At 54.8% G+C, this 18,008-nt stretch carries 15 protein-coding genes, 1 tRNA gene and 2 other RNA genes; 3 read left to right on the top strand and 15 right to left on the bottom strand.

All coding sequences use genetic code 11. From position 1 onward, the window contains the following. Nucleotide 1: 1 nt before the first annotated feature. The 14 genes from bcsQ to JKP81_RS07550 all read right to left on the bottom strand — a co-directional run bounded on the left by bcsQ (nt 2) and on the right by JKP81_RS07550 (nt 13,351). On the bottom strand, nt 2–805 hold the full coding sequence (gene bcsQ / locus JKP81_RS07615; protein WP_131411352.1) for a cellulose biosynthesis protein BcsQ: 804 nt from the start codon (nt 803–805) through the stop codon (nt 2–4). Further along, nucleotides 796–1,308 (bottom strand): cellulose biosynthesis protein BcsO, encoded by a 513-nt coding sequence (gene bcsO / locus JKP81_RS07610; RefSeq protein WP_200551248.1) that lies wholly within the window; start codon nt 1,306–1,308, stop codon nt 796–798. Before bcsO ends, bcsQ begins: the two co-directional genes overlap by 10 nt. 631 nt (nt 1,309–1,939) lie before the next feature. After that, the gene (dppF, locus tag JKP81_RS07605; protein ID WP_017458247.1) at nt 1,940–2,953 is read right to left on the bottom strand and encodes a dipeptide ABC transporter ATP-binding subunit DppF; all 1,014 of its coding nucleotides are present in this window, start codon (nt 2,951–2,953) and stop codon (nt 1,940–1,942) included. Continuing rightward, on the bottom strand, nt 2,950–3,933 hold the full coding sequence (gene dppD / locus JKP81_RS07600) for a dipeptide ABC transporter ATP-binding protein (RefSeq protein WP_020455681.1): 984 nt from the start codon (nt 3,931–3,933) through the stop codon (nt 2,950–2,952). Before dppD ends, dppF begins: the two co-directional genes overlap by 4 nt. A 10-nt stretch (nt 3,934–3,943) precedes the next feature. Further along, complete coding sequence (dppC, locus tag JKP81_RS07595) at nt 3,944–4,846, bottom strand: dipeptide ABC transporter permease DppC (protein ID WP_200551247.1); 903 nt, start codon at nt 4,844–4,846, stop codon at nt 3,944–3,946. Nucleotides 4,847–4,855: 9 nt separating this feature from the next. Beyond that, complete coding sequence (gene dppB / locus JKP81_RS07590; protein WP_017458244.1) at nt 4,856–5,875, bottom strand: dipeptide ABC transporter permease DppB; 1,020 nt, start codon at nt 5,873–5,875, stop codon at nt 4,856–4,858. Between the two features lie 108 nt (nt 5,876–5,983). Beyond that, a complete protein-coding gene (dppA, locus tag JKP81_RS07585; protein WP_200551246.1) occupies nt 5,984–7,591 on the bottom strand; it encodes a dipeptide ABC transporter periplasmic-binding protein DppA in 1,608 nt (535 codons plus the stop codon). A gap of 674 nt (nt 7,592–8,265) precedes the next feature. After that, nucleotides 8,266–8,398, bottom strand: a non-coding RNA gene (locus JKP81_RS07580) — RtT sRNA. A 36-nt stretch (nt 8,399–8,434) separates the two neighbouring features. After that, nucleotides 8,435–8,567, bottom strand: a non-coding RNA gene (locus JKP81_RS07575) — RtT sRNA. A 36-nt stretch (nt 8,568–8,603) separates the two neighbouring features. Further along, nucleotides 8,604–8,680, bottom strand: a tRNA-Pro gene (locus tag JKP81_RS07570). A 91-nt stretch (nt 8,681–8,771) separates the two neighbouring features. Next, the gene (gene eptB / locus JKP81_RS07565) at nt 8,772–10,454 is read right to left on the bottom strand and encodes a kdo(2)-lipid A phosphoethanolamine 7''-transferase (RefSeq protein WP_200551245.1); all 1,683 of its coding nucleotides are present in this window, start codon (nt 10,452–10,454) and stop codon (nt 8,772–8,774) included. A 215-nt stretch (nt 10,455–10,669) separates the two neighbouring features. Continuing rightward, a complete protein-coding gene (locus tag JKP81_RS07560; RefSeq protein WP_007369567.1) occupies nt 10,670–11,101 on the bottom strand; it encodes an organic hydroperoxide resistance protein in 432 nt (143 codons plus the stop codon). A gap of 115 nt (nt 11,102–11,216) precedes the next feature. Then, nucleotides 11,217–12,419 (bottom strand): MFS transporter, encoded by a 1,203-nt coding sequence (locus tag JKP81_RS07555; RefSeq protein ID WP_200551244.1) that lies wholly within the window; start codon nt 12,417–12,419, stop codon nt 11,217–11,219. Between the two features lie 242 nt (nt 12,420–12,661). Next, nucleotides 12,662–13,351 (bottom strand): autotransporter domain-containing protein, encoded by a 690-nt coding sequence (locus JKP81_RS07550; RefSeq protein WP_200551243.1) that lies wholly within the window; start codon nt 13,349–13,351, stop codon nt 12,662–12,664. Between the two features lie 148 nt (nt 13,352–13,499). On the opposite strand from JKP81_RS07550, the gene tag reads away from it, so the two are divergent. Next, entirely contained in the window at nt 13,500–14,078 is a 579-nt protein-coding gene (tag, locus tag JKP81_RS07545; RefSeq protein ID WP_200551242.1) for a DNA-3-methyladenine glycosylase I, read from the top strand. Then, a complete protein-coding gene (locus JKP81_RS07540; RefSeq protein ID WP_200551241.1) occupies nt 14,059–14,505 on the top strand; it encodes an N-acetyltransferase in 447 nt (148 codons plus the stop codon). Before tag ends, JKP81_RS07540 begins: the two co-directional genes overlap by 20 nt. On the opposite strand, the gene JKP81_RS07535 is transcribed toward JKP81_RS07540, so the two are convergent. Continuing rightward, a complete protein-coding gene (locus JKP81_RS07535) occupies nt 14,468–16,798 on the bottom strand; it encodes a molybdopterin guanine dinucleotide-containing S/N-oxide reductase (protein WP_200551240.1) in 2,331 nt (776 codons plus the stop codon). The two genes, JKP81_RS07540 and JKP81_RS07535, sit on opposite strands and share 38 nt — an antisense overlap. A 190-nt stretch (nt 16,799–16,988) precedes the next feature. Here JKP81_RS07535 and JKP81_RS07530 point away from each other — a divergent pair, with 190 nt between their 5' ends. After that, on the top strand, nt 16,989–18,005 hold the full coding sequence (locus JKP81_RS07530; protein WP_200551239.1) for a LacI family DNA-binding transcriptional regulator: 1,017 nt from the start codon (nt 16,989–16,991) through the stop codon (nt 18,003–18,005). Nucleotides 18,006–18,008: the final 3 nt, after the last annotated feature.

Genomic DNA, 18,008 nt, shown 5'->3' with positions numbered 1-18,008 from the left:
GTTAGAAGCCTGACATGCGTGGTGAGTTGTGTACCGTGCCATCACCGATTTTGACGCCCAAAATTCCGGCGACCCGTTTAGCAATCAATTCGATATCGAACGCCGCGGCGGACGCCGGGCTGAAATCAAATACCGACTGCTGTGAAGCATTGGCTTCGGCGACGCTTTCATCGCGGTGCAACACGCCAAGCAGTTGATTGCCCAGACGTTGTTCCATGAACGCAGTAACATCGCGGCTGATTTGCCGACGGTTGTCGCTTTGGTTGACCACAAAGTAGTGACCCGCTTTGCGGTTCAGCACATCGCCGGTAAGGCGGTTATTTTCGATATAGGGCAGCAGTGAGAGCGAGGCGGTATCGGCCAGCAGCGTGACTAAATGCACATCCGCAAGCCGTGACATCGCTTTCAGCGCCGCAGACGGGCCCGGAGGAAAGTCGGCAACGATAATTAAGCCCGGATAGTTGAGCAGCGTATTCAGGCCGCGCGTCAGAAAATGCTCGTCATTGGTTAAACGCTCATCAAAGGCGACGCGCTGCTCTTCTGTCACATCACCATACGGTAGCACGAAAATATTGCCGCCCGCAGTGAGCACAAACTGGCTCCAGTCAGAGGACTCCGCCGCGCGCGCCACATACCCGCGCCCGTCCGACAGCGGCACACCAAAATGCAAACGCAGCGCGTTTTGCACGTCAAAATCAAGCGCCAGCACTTTGCTGCCTGCGCGGGCAAGGGCGTAGGCCAGGTTTGCCGTCAGGGTCGTTTTTCCGACACCGCCCTTCGGCGAACACACACAAATCAACGGCATGAAGCGATCCTTTCTAACAACGAGTGTAAGGGCTGATTTTTTTCCGCGCGGGGCTTCTCTTCCACCGCTTTCGCTGCGAACAGGCGCGCATAGCTGACAGGAGCCGAAGAAGGATTTGCAGGCGATGGCATCTGCATAACTGGTGCTACGCTTGCAGGCGCAGGCGCGTAGGCCACAGTGTTGAATGCCGGAGCCACTGCATCGAGCTGGCTGGCGACGTCTTTTAGCAGAGAGGTAGTTGGCGCAGGTGCAGGCACAACGTCATCCACCGTCGCAGCACGTTCTTGCGCGGCAAACACCTCAGGATCGACGGATTGCGGGACAGGCAGTGACACATGGCCGCCCATCGCCAGCATGGATTCATCCGTGGCGGGAGAAAGTTGATTAATGATTGCCCAATTGCTCTGGTCTTGTGCGAGGTTCTGTGCGGAGAGATCCTTAAAATCGTGCTTCTGATTGCGAGTCTTGTCCTTAAACCTCTGCAAATCATCGTAATGACCCATAGTTATTCTCATGATTTACAAAATAAAATTGCGTCCATCACCGTCAGGATCGGTGTCCTGATAGCATCAAGTGATGTTTTTTTAATGGCGGCGGTGCGGTTTTACGCGGGTACGAAGTAAAGCTTCAGCGATGGTTTTCAGCCTGGTTTTATGTGCCAAAGTTTAGTAGGGCTAAAACGCTGTTTAATTGCAGCAAATATATAAACATTGGCTATAGATGCGCCATCTTTTTTTCACGCGAAATCTATTAAAGTGTAAATGACGCGATTAAACAAAAATCACCCAGCAACATTCACACTTAAGATAAATTACTTATTTTAAATATCATTTTTAAATGAATAAAAAGCCAAATACGCTGGCGTCTCTTAAATTATTGTTAATTTTTTATTACCACCTGAAATACTTAGAAATATATATAGTTGCATTAAAAAGAAGTATTTCTCTAACTCATTATTCCCGTTGAAATTATTTCACCACGGCGTTTCAGACTATTTTTTGGAAATTTCTAAATAAAACCGGAATGTTTGTAAGGGAAGGCCATAAACGATAATGCCTGATGGCACCACCATCACCGGACCTACAACACTGCGTAGATCCGGTAAACACTGGGCCACCAGGCATAACGTGGGGATTAAACGTGCGGTTTTTCGCCGTTTTCATCCTGGTCGACAGCAAAGCAAGCAACCAACTGCCCGCGGTAGTCTTTCAACTGCGGTTGCAACTGCGTACAGGGGCCGAAACGACGGCTGCAGCGGGCGTTAAAGGCGCAGCCCGGCGGCGGGTTGAGCGGGCTTGGCAGCTCGCCGGTCAGTTTGATACGCTCGCGGCGCTCGTCCGGGTTCAGGCGCGGCGTCGCGGAAAGCAGCGCCTGCGTGTATGGATGACGCGGGTTCGAGAAGATCTGCTCTTTGGTGCCTTTCTCTACGCAGCGGCCGAGATACATCACCATCACTTCATCGGCAATATGCTCAACCACCGACAAGTCGTGCGAAATAAAGACGTAAGAGAGCCCCAAATCCTGCTGCAAATCCATCATCAGGTTTAGCACCTGCGCACGCACGGAAACATCCAGCGCGGAAACCGGTTCATCGGCGATCACCACATCCGGATCCAACATCAGACCACGGGCGATAGCGATACGCTGGCGCTGACCACCGGAGAACATATGCGGGTAACGGTCATAATGTTCGGTTTTCAGGCCGACTTTCGCCATCATCGCCAGCGCTTTTTCCCGACGCGCCTCTTTGCTGAGAGACGAGTTGATCAGCAGCGGCTCTTCGAGGATCTGCCCGACTTTTTTACGCGGGTTCAGCGAACCGTACGGGTTCTGAAAGACGATCTGGATTTTCTGCCGACGCAGCTTTTGCGCATGCGGATCGTGCTTCAGCAAATCCTGCCCCTGGTAGTAAAGTTCACCGCCGGTCGGGGTTTCAATCATCGTCAGCAGGCGACCCAGCGTGGATTTACCACAACCGGATTCGCCCACCACCGCCAGCGTTTTGCCGCGCTCAAGGGTGAACGACACGCCGTCCAGCGCTTTTACCAGGCGTTCCGGGGCAAACAGCCCCTTCTTCACCGGGTAGTGTTTTTTCAGGTCGATAGCCTGCAACAGCGGTTGTTGCGAGGTGGCCTCGTGCGTACTCATAGTGTCGGCCTCCCGGCGTCATCGAGTGGGTAGTGACATTTGGACTGACGGCCGCCATCGACGGTGTTCAGTTCCGGCTCCTGCTCGCGGCATTTGTCCGTGGCATACGGGCAGCGCGGGTTCAGCAGGCAGCCAGTCGGGCGGTCATATTTGCCCGGCACCACGCCCGGCAACGAGGCCAGACGCGCTTTATCCTGCGCAAACTCCGGCAACGCACGTAAAAGCGCCTGCGTGTAGGGATGACGCGGCGCGCGGAAGATATCCTTCGCTTCGCCGGTTTCCACCACCTGGCCTGCATACATCACAATGATTTTGTGCGCCGCTTCCGCCACCAGCGCCAGATCGTGCGTGATCAGGATCAGCGCCATGTTTTCCTTTTGCTGCAATTCCAGCAAAAGCTCGATGATCTGCGCCTGGATGGTCACATCCAGCGCGGTTGTCGGTTCGTCTGCAATTAGCAGCTTCGGCTGGCAGGCAATCGCCATCGCAATCATCACGCGCTGGCTCATACCGCCGGAAAGCTGATGCGGGTAAACATCCAGACGCGAAGCCGGATCGGGAATACCCACTTGGTTCAGCAGGTCAATCGCCCGCTGACGGCGGGTTTTCTTATTCCCGCCCTGATGCACCTTAATGGCTTCCATAATCTGGAAACCAACCGTGTAGCACGGGTTCAGGCTGGTCATCGGATCCTGGAAAATCATCGCCACTTCGGAACCCACCAGGCTGCGGCGCTCTTTTTCCGAAATGCGTTTCAGATCCTGGCCGTTAAACTCCAGTTTTTCCGCCATCACGCGGCCAGGGAAATCAATCAGCCCCATAATCGCCAGCGAACTGACCGACTTACCGGAGCCGGACTCACCGACGATGCCGACCACTTCGCCCTGGCTTACGCTATAACTTACGCGGTCTACGGCGCGGAATTCGGAGCCAACATCGCCGAAATGCACCGATAATTTATCTACATTTAATAACGCCATCTCGAGCCTCTTACTGCTTCAGTTTGGGGTCGAGCGCATCACGCAGGCCGTCACCCATCAGGTTAAATGCCAGCACCGTCAGCAGGATCGCAACACCGGGGAAGGTCACGACCCACCAGGCACTTTGTGCGAACTGCAACACGTCGGAGAGCATGGTGCCCCACTCCGGTGTTGGCGGCTGCGCACCCATGCCAAGGAAGCCAAGGGCGGCCATATCGAGAATGGCGTTGGAAAAACCAAGCGACGCCTGAACAATCAGCGGCGCAAGGCAGTTAGGGAAAATATTGACGAACATCTGGCGCATCGCGCCTGCGCCCGCCACGCGGGAAGCGGTGACGTAATCGCGGTTCACTTCCACCAGCACCGCCGCGCGCGTCAGACGCACATAGTGCGGCAGGGCCACGAAGGTGAGCGCCAGCGAGGCGTTAACTATCGACGGGCCAAAAATAGCCACCAGCACCAGCGCCAGCAGCAGGCTCGGCAGCGCCAGCATGATGTCGACGATACGCATAATGATGTTGTCGATAACGCCGCCGAAGTAACCGGCGACCAGACCGAGGATAATCCCGGCGATCAGCGACAACACCACCACTAAACAGCCGACCAACAGCGACAAACGTGCGCCGAACATCAGGCGCGACAGCGTATCGCGGCCAACGTCATCAGTACCGAGGATGTGCGTCCAGGTGCCGCCATCCTGCCAGACCGGGGGCGCAAGCAGCGCATCGCGGAACTGATCCGCCGGGTTATGCGGGGCGAGGAAGTTGGCGAACACGGCGATAATCAGCATGATCACCACATAAACCAGCCCGACCACCGCGCCTTTGTTGCGTTTGAAATAGTGCCAGAACTCCTGCAGCGGGGTCATCGGCACCGGTGCGGAGACAACTTTATTTTCAGTGACTTGTGACATGATGGCCCCTTACTTCTTATGCCGAATACGCGGGTTCACCACGCCGTAAAGCAGGTCGACCAGCAGGTTGACGAGGATAATCATCGTCGCGACCAGCAATACCCCGCCCTGCACGACCGGATAGTCACGGCGTTGCAGTGCATCAATCAACCAGCGCCCCAGACCAGGCCAGGAGAAGATGGTTTCCGTCAGGATCGCGCCCGCCAGCAGCGTGCCGACCTGTAAGCCAATCACCGTCACCACTGGCAGCATCGCGTTGCGCAGCGCGTGAACGATGATCACGCGCATACGGGTCAGCCCCTTCGCGCGCGCAGTGCGGATATAATCTTCACCCAGCACTTCCAGCATTGACGAACGCGTCATACGCACAATCACCGCCAGCGGAATCGTACCGAGCACGATGGCGGGCAGGATCATGTGCGCAACGGCATCGATGAAGTTTCCGTCCTCGCCCCAGATGGCGGTATCAATCAGCATAAACCCGGTCAATGGGTTGCTGTCGTCGAGGAACACCATATCGCTGACGCGCCCGGAAACCGGGGTCAGATTCAGTTGTACCGAGACCAGCATAATCAGCATCATGCCCCACCAGAAGATAGGCATGGAATAACCGGTCAGCGCGAGGCTCACGGCAGTGTGATCGAAGATGGAACCGCGCTTCACAGCGGCCATTACGCCCACCGGAATACCTACGGCTACCGCAAAAATCATGGCGCAGATGCCGAGTTCCAGCGTCGCTTTAAAACGCGGTACGAACTCGTCCCACACCGGAAGACGGCTTTTCAGCGACATGCCTAAATCACCATGCAGCACGCCCCACACATAGTTGACGTATTGCTCCCACAGCGGCTTATCGAGACCAAGCTCGGCCAGCAACTGGGCGTGACGCTCAGGAGAGATACCACGCTCACCCGCCATGATCATTACCGGGTCGCCGGGGATCATATGGACAAAGGCAAAGGTGAGAAGGGTGATACCGATAAACGTTGGGATAACCAGCCCCAAACGTCGGAGAATGAACTGCAACATAACCCGGATTCTCAGTAGTGACGCTACGCCTGGCGACGGCGCGTCTGTATTGCTCACAAATGTAAATTCCCCCTCCCCAAAGGGGAGAGGGAAAAGGCACCGTGCTTATTATTCAACAGACACGTTTTCGAAGTGGTGTTTACCTAACGGATCAACCACATAGCCTTTGACTTCTTTACGCACTGGCTCGTAAACGGTGGAGTGAGCGACGATCAGCGCCGGAGCCTGGTCATGCATCACCACCTGAGCCTGTTTGTACAGTTCAACACGCTTGTTGTGGTCGTCGGTGGCGCGCGCCGGTTGAATCAGATCTTCAAACGGCTTGTAGCACCAGCGAGAGTAGTTGGAACCGTCTTTAGCCGCTGCGCAGCTGAACAGGGTCGCGAAGAAGTTATCCGGATCCCCGTTGTCGCCGGTCCAGCCCATCATTACCGCCTGGTGTTCGCCCGCTTTCGCGCGCTTCAGGTATTCACCCCACTCATAGGTAACAATTTTGGCTTGTACGCCCACTTTCGCCCAGTCAGCCTGAATCATCTCAGCCATACGGCGAGCGTTCGGGTTGTACGGACGTTGTACCGGCATTGCCCACAGCTCAACGGTAAAGCCTTTATCCTGACCGGCTTCTTTCAGCAGCTGTTTCGCCTTCTCAGGATCGTAGGTGTAGTCTTTAACGTCGTCGTTATAGCCCCACATGGTCGGCGGAATCAGGTTTTTCGCCGCAACGCCCGCGCCCTGGTAAACCGCTTTAATGATCGCTTCTTTGTTTACCGCGTAAGTCAGCGCCTGGCGCACTTTCACGTCATCAAACGGTTTTTTCTCGGTGTTGAAGGACATGTAACCGACGTTCAGGCCAGCCTGCTCCATCAGGTTAATGTTTTTGTCCTGCTTCATACGCGCGATGTCAGCCGGGTTCGGGTACGGCATAACCTGGCACTCGTTTTTCTGCAGTTTGGCATAACGTACGGATGCGTCAGGCGTGATGGAGAAGACCAGACGATCGATTTTCGGCTTGGTGCCCCAGAAACCTTCAAACGCTTTGTACAGAATGCGGGAGTCTTTTTGGTATTGCAGCAGCTGGAACGGACCAGTACCGATCGGATCCAGGTCAACTTTATCCGGCGTGCCCGCTTTCAGCATGTTATCGGCGTACTCTTTGGACAGAATGGACGCGAAGTCCATCGCCAGGTCAGCCAGGAACGGTGATTCCGGGCGAGTCAGCACGAACTGAACGGTGTTGTCGTCGACTTTCTTCACTTCGCTAATCAGGTCCGGCAGGCCCATGCCTTCAAAGTACTCGTAGCTGCCGCCAGAGATTTTGTGATACGGGTTCTGATCGTTTTTCTGACGATCGAAGGAGAAGACGACGTCATCGGCGTTGAATTCACGCGTCGGTTTGAAATCTTTGTTGTCCTGCCACTTCACGCCTTTACGCAGGTGGAAAGTGTAGGTTTTGCCATCGGCGCTGATATCCCACTTCTCAGCCAGACCCGGAATCACTTCCGTGGTGCCGGTTTTGAATTCTACCAGGCGGTTATAGATTGGCACGGAGCTGGCATCGTAAGTGGTACCAGAGGTGAAAAGCTGTGGGTTAAAGCCTTCAGGCGAGCCTTCAGAACAATAAACCAGGGTTTTAGCCTGCACGCTTGCCGCGACGGTCATTGCCACCAGGCTAAGACCGAGCTTCAGCATCCCTGACTTCTTCAAGGAAATACTCATTGATTCTGCTCCAATGTGATATGTGTTGTTACCCATGCAGTGGGTATATCCGACAGCCCTTTATTAGATTTTTACCCGGTCTGGTCGGTTGTGCCCGAAGGCGTTATGAGAGATGGGGATTCCTTTCACAAGGTTGACTGAGTTGCAGTGCAGATTCTCCTTGAAATGCCCCTCACGCCCTACAATCTGTCAACAGAATGTCAAAACGTCAATACAGGTAACCGGGATTTACAACGACGGTGAGAATCGGTAAACAAAGTTTAAAAAAACTTCAGGCGCCTGTTTTCAGCAGGGAAATTTGTGCTAGCGGCAAGTAGCCAGAATAATGCGCTTATTAATTCGCCGTAATCAGTGATTAACATTCATGCATATAATGAAAAAATTCTTGCGAAATGCTGAATATCTGAGCGATTAATGCCGCGAACGTTAAAACGCACAGGTGAAAATGCTGCCTCTATCCATAAGCAACGCGAAAAAAGATTCAAACATATATAAAAAAATACAATGGAATATCGCACAAAACAGTGAACTGGCAGCGGGAAATGGGGATAAGGGAGATTTCGGATGAAATTGCAGGTTTCGCTCTTCGCGCAGTCTCTTTTTTGGAAGGTTCTAATCCGCATTCGGACGCAGAAAGCAAAAAACCCAACCTTTCGGTTGGGCTTTTTTGAATTTGGTCGGTGATAGAGGATGACTCGCCACTGCGTGGCTCGCCCTGCGGGCCGTTGCTGAAGCAACGTTCTCTCGCTACGCTCGAGTCGAACCTCGGCCCCCGGAGGTTCTCATCCTCTTTCGGGCGCAGAAAGCAAAAAACCCAACCTTTCGGTTGGGCTTTTTTGAATTTGGTCGGTGATAGAGGATGACTCACCACTGCGTGGCTCGCCCTGCGGGCCGTTGCTGAAGCAACGTTCTCTCGCTACGCTCGAGTCGAACCTCTGCCCCCGGAGGTTCTCATCCTCTTTCGGATGCAGAAAGCAAAAAACCCAACCTTTCGGTTGGGCTTTTTTGAATTTGGTCGGTGATAGAGGATTCGAACCTCCGACCCCTTCGTCCCGAACGAAGTGCGCTACCAGGCTGCGCCAATCACCGAATGCGGGGCGCATCTTACTGCCGCCGACATGCCCCGTCAATCCCTTCGTGTAAAAAAGCTAACTGACTGGTGATAAAGCCAGCAAGCGGCTTATTTCGCCGCCTGCGACGGCAAATGGCACCAGTTGTTGTTCTCATTAATCCCGCCGTTCGGCGAGGTATAACCCAGACATCCCATGATGGTGTCATACAGCTCAACATGGCGGCGCGGCGTTTTAAATGCCGCCTGCTGCTTGAGCTGCGCGAACATATGCGCCTTCTGCGGATCCTGCAAATATTTGTCCGACATCCAGACCATCATCGGCACGCGGAATTGTTCAGGCGGCGCCATTTTGCGTGGTGTACCGTGCAGATGCTCTTTCTCATTGATCGACTCACCGTGATCGGCCGCATAGAACACAATCGCTTTGCGATCGCGCACCTTATCAATCACCGTATCGATAAAGTGATCCACATACGTCACCGAGTTATCGAAGGAGTTAATCAGCTCTTCCTTACTGCACTTATCATCCACGCTCACACATTCTGGCGTCCATTTCGCAAAGCTGCGCGGATAGCGCTGCGTGTAGTTAAAGTGCGAGCCTTTGGTATGCATAATAATCAAGCGCTTACCGGGGGTGCCTTTATCCAGAGAAGCCTGCATCTCATTAATCAGCAGCATGTCATCGACGTTTTTCCCGCGGTTGCGCGGCTCAGCGCCAATCTGCTCGCGGTACGCAATGTTGTCGGCCATGGTGTTGCTGTAGAACCACATCTCGCTCTGCATAGCATACAAATCGCTGGAAAAGCCGAGCTGTTTCAGTACCGCAAAGACGTTTTGCTCTTTCAGCGTGCGCTGCGGGTTATCATCCGCCCCGCCCTCACGCACAAACATACAGCGCAGGGATAGCTTGGTTGCGGTATCACAGGAGTAACCACGGAACGCCACCAGGTTTTTCTCCTGCGCCAGTTTCGGCGTGGTATCGCGGGAGTAGCCCAGCATCCCCATATGATCCCAGCGCGTGGTCTCGCCGATGATAAACACCACCATGGTGTCATCGATATCTTTCGGCGCGACATAGGTAAATTTTTTCGCCGGGTTGATCAGCGATTTGTAATCGGACGATTCATCCACCTGCGCCCAGGCATACAAGCCCAGCGCTGAAAGCCAGTTCGACGGCAGATAAGAGTTTGCCACCACGCCGCCGTAGCTCGGCATATCGACACCGGACGTCCGCTCCGAGTTTTTCTGCTGCAAATCAAGCAGGCGAATCGGTCCCCAGACCATTAAACCGGCCAGCAGCACGATGCTCACGCTGCGAATGCGCGCGCCCGGCGTACTCAACTGGCGCAGCAATGTGTCACGACAGCGGTTACTCCAGATGGAAAGCAACGGCAGCGCGCTGACCAGCACTACCCAAACGATAAGCTGCCAGCCCACCACCTCTTTGGAGAGATCGATATCCGTGGTCATCACCGAGGCGATAATGCCGTAACCAATCACCACGTTGAGAAACGTCATGTAATAGCTGGCGGCGGCGGAGAAAATAACCACCAGCGACGCCAGTACACGCCAAACCCGGCGGCCCAGCAGCGACAAAAGGCGGAGCAAAAAGAAGGTGACCAACACCGTACCAATAAGCTCAACAACCGCAGAGAGTCCTTTCAAAACGGTGAACGCTTGTGCGTAACCGTCGAATCGACGGTAGAACACAGCGCTATTCATAAACAGACCGATATAAATCGCTAGCAGGAAGCTCAGCTTCTGCTGCGTCATCGCTTTGATATAAGTCATGCAAGCAACTCTGAAGGAAGAAAAAAACACCTGACGAGCGTTATTCGCTAACGTCCGCAAGGTGATAAGTCGCGCTGGAAGATTTTCCCGGAAACTCCTAAAGCGCGCTAAGTAGACCATAGCGGCGGGAAAAAGTGTCATGAGGAAGTGCTAACCGGCCATATATTTACAAAAAAATATGGCCGGGGTCAGAAAACCGTAACAGAGATGGGCTATCAGGAGGTGATCACGTTGAGCTTCACATCAATATTGCCGCGGGTCGCATTCGAGTACGGGCAAACGATGTGTGCTTTCTGCACCAGCGCTTCCGCTTCCTGGTGATCCATGCCTGGCAGGTGAATATCCAGCTGCGCTTCAATGCCAAAACCGGTCGGCAACGGGCCAATGCCTACCTGCCCTTCAATATAGGCATCTTGCGGCACTTTCTTTTTCTCTACCGACGCAACATGTTTCAGCGCTCCAAGGAAGCAGGCGGAGTAACCTGCGGCAAAAAGCTGCTCGGGGTTGGTCACTTCACCGCCCGCGCCGCCCATCTCTTTTGGCACACCCAGCTTCACATCCAGCACGCCATCAGAAGAGGTTGCACGACCATCACGGCCCCCGGTTGCTTTCGCTTTCGCACGATAAACCACTTTTTCTAAAGACATTTGAGACTCCTTTAGTAGGTAGAACCTGACCAATAAGGATAGTCGCTCTGGCGGGAGTGTGCGGCAGATACAGAAAAACCGCCGACATTGCGGCGGTTTCTGCACAATTTTACTTTCAGGCGTGCGCTTCTTTGTAAACGCGGCGTTGTGGCTGGCGAATGGTGGTAGAGAGCGCCAGAGAAACAATCAGCAGGGCGAAGATGACGCAGAAGGTGACATAGAAGCCGCCAAACAGCGAAGCAATAATCGACCCGCAGATACTGCCGATACCGAAGCCCAGATAAATCACACCGTAGTTTTTCGCCAGATTGTTCAGGCCGAAGAACTCGCTCACCAGCGACGGGAACACGGTAATGGTGCCGCCGAAGTTAAAGGCAACGCAGGCAATCGCCATGAAGAAGGTCATGGCATTCAGCGGTGCGAAAAGCAGCGCCGCCATACCGACCAGAGAAATCACCTGGCCCAGCGTAATCACACGGATGCGGGCAATTTTGTCAGACAGCACGCCAAGCACCAGGCGGCCGCTCAGGTTAGCGATGGCAATCACGGTTACCGCATTTGCCGCGGTCGCGACATCCAGATGCACCATGCCCTGCGCAATATCTTTTGCTACACCAATTACATACAGGCCGCTCATGCAGGCGGTCAGGAACATCACCGCCAGCATCCAGTACTGTGGTTTACGCATTGACTGCGCCAGTGTGAAGTCGTTTTCCACCACGCCATTAACCGTGGAGACTTTTTGCAGCGGCGCATCGGTCATCAGCATCGCGCCAAAAACGATCATCACCAGCACAATCGCGCCCCAGATCATAAATGTACTTTCCAGGCCGACGCTGGCTAACAGCTGGCTGTCGATAAATTTAAAACCCAGGCTGCCAAGGCCATAAGAACCGATGGAGAACGCGGAGATCAGCCCTTTGCGTTCCGGGAACCACTTCACGCAATTGGAAAGCGTCAGCAGGTAACCTGCGCCATCCGCCAGACCGACCAACACACCGGCGCTCAGCCACAGCATCAGCAGGTTGCTGGAGTGCGCAGTCAGGAAGAAGCCCAGCCCCAGCAGCAGACCGGAAGCGATAGTGACGCGTTTTACTCCAAAACGTTCCTGTAATTTCCCGGCGACAGAAGAAGAGAGCGCCAGACCAAGGCTCAGCAGGCCAAACGAGAAAGCCACCTGGCTTACCGGCTCGCCCAGTTTTTCGGAAAGCGAGCTATTAAACAGGCTCCAGGTATAAACAGACCCTAATGCAAACTGCGTAATAATGGTGCCGAACAGTGTCAGCCAGCGAGTGCGATTAGCAGATGGTGTATTCATGGCAGTCGTCCTGCAAAGAAAGAGAAGGGATTCACTGCCGACAACAATAACGAAGCGCATTTCACGCCTGGTTAAAAAAGGCATGAAATGCGCGTCAGAAGGAATGAAATGCACGTAAGCGGGAATGAATGGCACGGGCAACACGTCCCGCGCCGAATCGTAAATGTGAGTTAGTACATACTATCGCGCTAAAAGGCGCGACGATTGTTTCTTAAGTGTAAAAAGTTTGTTTTAAATAGAGATCAGAAACGCGCGCTTACGCCCATGCTGTAGAGATAATTTTGCCCAAAGGTGGCATTTTCCGACTGCGACATTGCCGCGTAAGCCGCCAGATGCGGATTCAGCAGCATGTCCGCGCCGAGTGTCACATCCATCCAGTTGCCGTATTGGTTGGCAGCGGTTAAGCGGTAAAGCCCGGACTGGCTCTTCCAGACATTTTCGCCAAACTGCTGGTTGAAACTGATTTGCGCCCACGGGCGAAGATCGCCAAAGCGGCTATCCACGCGCCAGCCGAGCGAGCTCACGCTGGCGTGCCACAGCGGATCGCTGTACTGCATGGTGGTCGCGCTGTCGCCAAATTCGTTATACATTGAGGTCATTGAGCCATCGTAATGCCACGCCGCAACCGGGCCGGTTGTCACGCGGCTTGCTAGCGGAATATTCAGGCCAATGCTCATGGTACTGATGGAATCCAGCGGGGTTTCATCGGGCAGATTAAACGCCACGCCGGGTAAGTTTTGCGTCGAGCGGATGCGCTCTTCAAGAATGTCGTTATAGCGCGGCTGCCGATCGCTATCCCAGGTGTAGCGTTCGGCGGTCACATTCAGTTTGTCGCTGCCACTGTATTCTTGCTGCCAGGCCGCTGCCGTCTGGCAAAAAAGCAGACAAGCAGGCAGTAGCACCAGCGAAAGGCCACTGCGGTTTATTTTCATCAAGTTGCGACTCCAGAGAAGAGCCGAATTCGGCGTAATTGTTATCGTTGTTTGTTAGGGTCAAGACCCTTTAATAAATATTGTCTTTCTGGGGTGCGCGTCAAGACAGGCAGAGGTTTATTTTACATATCACAGACGGAGTAAGGATATGCAGCGTTGTGGTTGGGTTACTCAGGATCCGCTTTATCTCGCTTACCATGATACCGAGTGGGGTGTTGCGCAAAAGGACGGTAAAAAGCTGTTCGAGATGATTTGCCTCGAGGGGCAACAAGCGGGGTTATCGTGGATTACCGTTTTGAAAAAAAGGGAAAACTACCGCAAAGCTTTCCACCAGTTTGATCCTGAACGCGTCGCGGCAATGACCGCTGAAGAGGTAGAAATTCTGCAGCAAGACGCCGGTATTATTCGTCATCGCGGCAAGATTGAAGCCATCATCGGCAACGCCCGCGCTTACCTGGCGATGGCGCAAAACGGCGAGCCATTTTCAGAATTTGTCTGGGGTTTTGTTGATAACACCCCGCAATTCACTCAGGCCGCCACGCTTGCGGAAATCCCCACCTCCACTCCGGCGTCAGATGCATTATCAAAAGCGCTGAAAAAACGCGGCTTCAAATTTGTCGGCACCACCATTTGCTACTCATTTATGCAGGCGTGCGGGCTGGTCAACGACCATATTACCGGCTGTTTCTGTCACCCCGGAGGAAAGCATGATCCGCGCGTGGCGTAGCAAGGATCTGTCGCCGCTGCTCACGCTGTGGATGGAGAGCACAAGCTTTGCCCATCCGTTTATTGATGTGCGCTACTGGCAGGACAGCGAAGCGCTGGTGCGCGACGCCTATTTGCCGGTGGCAAAAACCTGGGTCTGGGAAGAGAACGGCGAGCTGCAAGGCTTTATCAGTGTGATGGACGCGCAGTTTATCGGGGCGCTGTTTGTGCGCCCCGCCGCCATTGGTCGCGGCATTGGCAAAGCGCTGATGGATCACGCCAAACAGCGCTTTAGCTGGCTAAGCCTTGAGGTGTATCAGAAAAACGTGCGGGCAGTGAATTTCTACCATGCTCAGGGCTTTCGTATCGAAGATAGCGCCTGGCAGGAAGAAACCCGCCACCCGACGTGGATCATGAACTGGCAGGCGGATCAAACGCCGTCAGCGTAAGCGCCGGTCCCTGATATTTCTCTACCCACGCCAGCGCCGTATTCCCGGCGCAACCATTGCCCAGCCGTGAGCTGGGCAAATCTTTGGTGAGCACATTCACCGCGCCGTTTTTACAGATGCCGCCCGCAGCAGGGTCAAGATCCGGCCACGCGCCTTCGTGAATGCAAATCACGCCGGGTTTAATCCCGTCGGTTACCACCGCGCCCGCCAGCACCTGCCCGCGTTGGTTCCACACGCGCACCACATCACCCGCAACAATCCCGCGCGCTTTCGCATCGGCAGGATGCAGCGTGACAGGTTCGCGACCAGCAACGGCATACGTTTCCCGTAAGCGGGAATAGTTAAGCTGGCTGTGCAGACGATGCGCCGGATGCGCAGACAACACCTGTAACTGCTGCGGTTGTGCGTTACCGTGCCATTCATCCGGCTCCAGCCACATTGGATGCGGCGGACAATCGGCATAACCGAAGCTGTTAATCCGCTCGGAAAAAATTTCGATTTTTCCGCTCGGCGTTTTCAACGGGTTAACTTGCGGATCGCGGCGGAAATCCGCAAAACGAACGAAGCGCGCATGCTGCTCGCTCTCCGGCATTTCAATAAGCTGGTTCGCCTGCCAGAACTCGGCGAACGGCGGCAGCGTCACCTGTTGGCTGGCACCGCGCTCGGCAGCGATGTTGTAAAACGTCTCCAGCCATTGCAGGTCGTTTTTGCCTTCGGTAAAACGCGCGCGGCCGCCCGGTTCCCAGCGTTCGCTCAGCTCAGCAAATACCTCCCAATCATTGCGCGCTTCATATTGCGGCGCGACCACGCGCTTCATTGGCACCAGATGCTGATTGCTGTAATCACCGGTCATGGTGAGATCGTTACGCTCAAACGAGGTGGTTGCTGGCAGCACGATATCCGCATGTTTCGCTGCCGCTGTCCAGAAGCATTCAGAAATTACCACCAGCTCCGGTTTTTGCCAGGCGCGAATCAGCCGGTTGGTATCCTGGTGATGGGTAAAGTTTGCGCCGCCCGCCCACCAGACAAAGCGAATATCCGGGAAGTGCCTGTCCATACCGTTGTGCTGATATGGCGCGCCGGGGTTTTCCAGCGCTTCAACAATGCGCGCAACGGGGATTTTATCCACCGCGTCAATGCCGTCTTTCACCGTGCCCTGCATCGAGGCCAGCACCGCCGCGCGGCGCGTTGGGTTGCCACCGTTGGCGAAATGGTAAGAGAGACCAAAACCGCCGCCGGGTGTGCCGATTTGTCCCAGCATGGCCGCCAGCGTTACCAGCATCCAATGTTTTTGCTCGCCGAACTGCTGGCGCTGCATTCCCCAGCCGGACATCAGCATAGTGGTATTTTCGTGGAAAAGTGCTGCCAATTCGCGGATTTTGTTGGCAGTAATGCCGCAAATCTCTGCCGCCCACTCAGCGGTTTTTGCCACACCGTCACGCTCGCCGGTCAGGTAGGCAGCGAACGTGTCGAACCCGACAGTGCAACGGGAGAGGAAATCCGCATCCTGCCAGCCATTTTCCACCAGCGTATGCGCAATACCGAGCATCAGCGCGACATCGGTTCCCATATGCGGCGCAATCCATTCCATGCTGTCGCCAAAGAAATCAACGGTTTCCGAACGCATCGGATCGATGCAGATCACCCGCTTGCCGCTTTTGCGCAGCGCGTCGAAATAGGGAATGCCCTGCTCGTCGCTGGCATTCCAGGCAATTTTCAGCGTGTTGAGTGGGTTAGCGCTCCACAGCACCACCACATCGCTATGCTCAAGAATAAGCGGCCAGCTGGTCTGCTGCTGATAGACTTCGTTGCCGCCAACGACATGCGGCATGATAGCCTGCGCCGCACCAGTAGAGTAATCGCCCAGATGTCCGGTATAGCCTCCGGCAAGGCTCATATAGCGTTGCAACAAGGTCGCCGCTTTGTGCAGCACGCCATTGGAGCGCCAGCCATAAGAACCGGCGAAAATCGACGAGGGACCGTAAGTTTCACGGATGCGCTGGTGCTGCTGATGAATCAGCGTCAGCGCATCATCCCAGCTCACGCGCACGAATTCATCCTGCCCGCGCACACCCTGCGGGCTGGAAGGCGAAGCGAGAAAACCTTTACGCACCATCGGGTAGCGCACGCGCGTTGGGCTGTGCACCTGATCCTGCACAACGGTTTGCAGTGAGTTGGGGTGACGCGTCGGCAGCGCGCCGCGCGAAGCGAGCACCTTTTCGCCGTCGGTGTCGACCAGCATCGGCCCCCAGTGGGCAGCCGTGAGAACAGTTTTGATTGCAGAGTTTGCCAACGCGCGCTCCTGGATAGATTGCAGGTGGTGTCGATTTTGTTTTGCGCTCTATCATCCACAGCGGCAGCGCGATAGCAAAGAATTAAACGTCATTACGCTCACACTGCGGGTGATAAGCCTCGCTTAGTGCTTGATTGCGCGCTATTTCGCGCTAAGGTGTGGGCAACCATTCACGGCGAGGGAAGCAACCATGGCGAAAACGGCGCGGCCAACAATCAGTGATGTCGCGAAAGCGGCAAAAACGGGAAAAACCAGTATTTCACGCTATCTGAATGGTGAAAAACATCTGCTTTCCGCCGCGCTGCTGGCACGTATCGAGCAGGCGGTGGCCGATCTCGACTACCGTCCAAGCCTGATGGCTCGTGGGTTAAAGCGCGGCCGCACCCGCCTGATTGGCCTGATCATCGCCGATATCACCAACCCCTACTCCGTGCATGTGCTGAGCGGCATCGAAGCCGCCTGTCGCGAAAAAGGGTTCACGCCGCTGGTGTGTAACACCAACAACGAAGTGGATCAGGAGCTGCATTATCTTGACCTGCTGCGCAGTTACCAGGTGGAAGGCATTGTGGTGAACGCCGTCGGCATGCGTGAAGAGGGGCTAAACCGCCTGCAACAATCTTCACTGCCGATGGTGCTGATTGACCGCAAAATCCCCGATTTCGCTTGCGATGTGGTCGGGCTGGACAACACTCAGGCTGCCACGACCGCCACCGAGCACCTGATTGAACAGGGTTTTGAAGCGCTGCTGTTCCTGAGCGAACCGCTGGGCTCGGTGAATACCCGCCGAGAACGGCTGGCCGCGTTTCGCTCGACGCTTGCCCGTTATCCCGGCATGGTGGCGGAAAACGCCGAAATTGTGCTGCATGAAGCCGCGCAGCTCGATAATACCCTGCGCCAGTTCCACGCCAGCCACCGGGGAATGCGCAAAGCCGTTATCTCCGCCAACGGCGCACTCACTCTGCAAGTGGCGCGTTCACTAAAACGTATCGGTCTGAACTGGGGCAGCGACATTGGTCTGCTCGGTTTTGATGAGCTGGAGTGGGCCGAGCTGGCAGGCGTTGGCATCACCACCCTCAAACAACCGACCTGGCAAATTGGCTTTGCTGCCGTCGAGCAAGTCGTGCGGCGCATTGAAGGCCACAGCGACACCGTTCGTGAACAGGTTTTTTCCGGCGAACTGATCGTTCGCGGTTCTACAGCGCGTTAAATA

The organism is Kosakonia sp. LAM2021 (assembly GCF_016620385.1).
Lineage (GTDB): Bacteria > Pseudomonadota > Gammaproteobacteria > Enterobacterales > Enterobacteriaceae > Kosakonia > Kosakonia sacchari.
Note: the sequence above shows the minus strand (reverse complement) of the source record. Positions and strands in the feature narration are given on the sequence as shown.

Excerpts from the sequence above, each read along its gene's own strand:
- JKP81_RS07560 (WP_007369567.1), bottom strand. The coding sequence starts at position 11,101 with ATGTCTTTAGAAAAAGTGGTTTATCGTGCGAAAGCGAAAGCAACCGGG.
- tag (WP_200551242.1), top strand. The coding sequence starts at position 13,500 with ATGCAGCGTTGTGGTTGGGTTACTCAGGATCCGCTTTATCTCGCTTAC.
- JKP81_RS07550 (WP_200551243.1), bottom strand. The coding sequence starts at position 13,351 with ATGAAAATAAACCGCAGTGGCCTTTCGCTGGTGCTACTGCCTGCTTGT.
- dppB (WP_017458244.1), bottom strand. The coding sequence starts at position 5,875 with ATGTTGCAGTTCATTCTCCGACGTTTGGGGCTGGTTATCCCAACGTTT.
- eptB (WP_200551245.1), bottom strand. The coding sequence starts at position 10,454 with ATGACTTATATCAAAGCGATGACGCAGCAGAAGCTGAGCTTCCTGCTA.
- JKP81_RS07540 (WP_200551241.1), top strand. The coding sequence starts at position 14,059 with ATGATCCGCGCGTGGCGTAGCAAGGATCTGTCGCCGCTGCTCACGCTG.
- dppF (WP_017458247.1), bottom strand. The coding sequence starts at position 2,953 with ATGAGTACGCACGAGGCCACCTCGCAACAACCGCTGTTGCAGGCTATC.
- JKP81_RS07555 (WP_200551244.1), bottom strand. The coding sequence starts at position 12,419 with ATGAATACACCATCTGCTAATCGCACTCGCTGGCTGACACTGTTCGGC.
- dppC (WP_200551247.1), bottom strand. The coding sequence starts at position 4,846 with ATGTCACAAGTCACTGAAAATAAAGTTGTCTCCGCACCGGTGCCGATG.
- dppD (WP_020455681.1), bottom strand. The coding sequence starts at position 3,933 with ATGGCGTTATTAAATGTAGATAAATTATCGGTGCATTTCGGCGATGTT.
- dppA (WP_200551246.1), bottom strand. The coding sequence starts at position 7,591 with ATGAGTATTTCCTTGAAGAAGTCAGGGATGCTGAAGCTCGGTCTTAGC.
- bcsQ (WP_131411352.1), bottom strand. The coding sequence starts at position 805 with ATGCCGTTGATTTGTGTGTGTTCGCCGAAGGGCGGTGTCGGAAAAACG.
- bcsO (WP_200551248.1), bottom strand. The coding sequence starts at position 1,308 with ATGGGTCATTACGATGATTTGCAGAGGTTTAAGGACAAGACTCGCAAT.
- JKP81_RS07530 (WP_200551239.1), top strand. The coding sequence starts at position 16,989 with ATGGCGAAAACGGCGCGGCCAACAATCAGTGATGTCGCGAAAGCGGCA.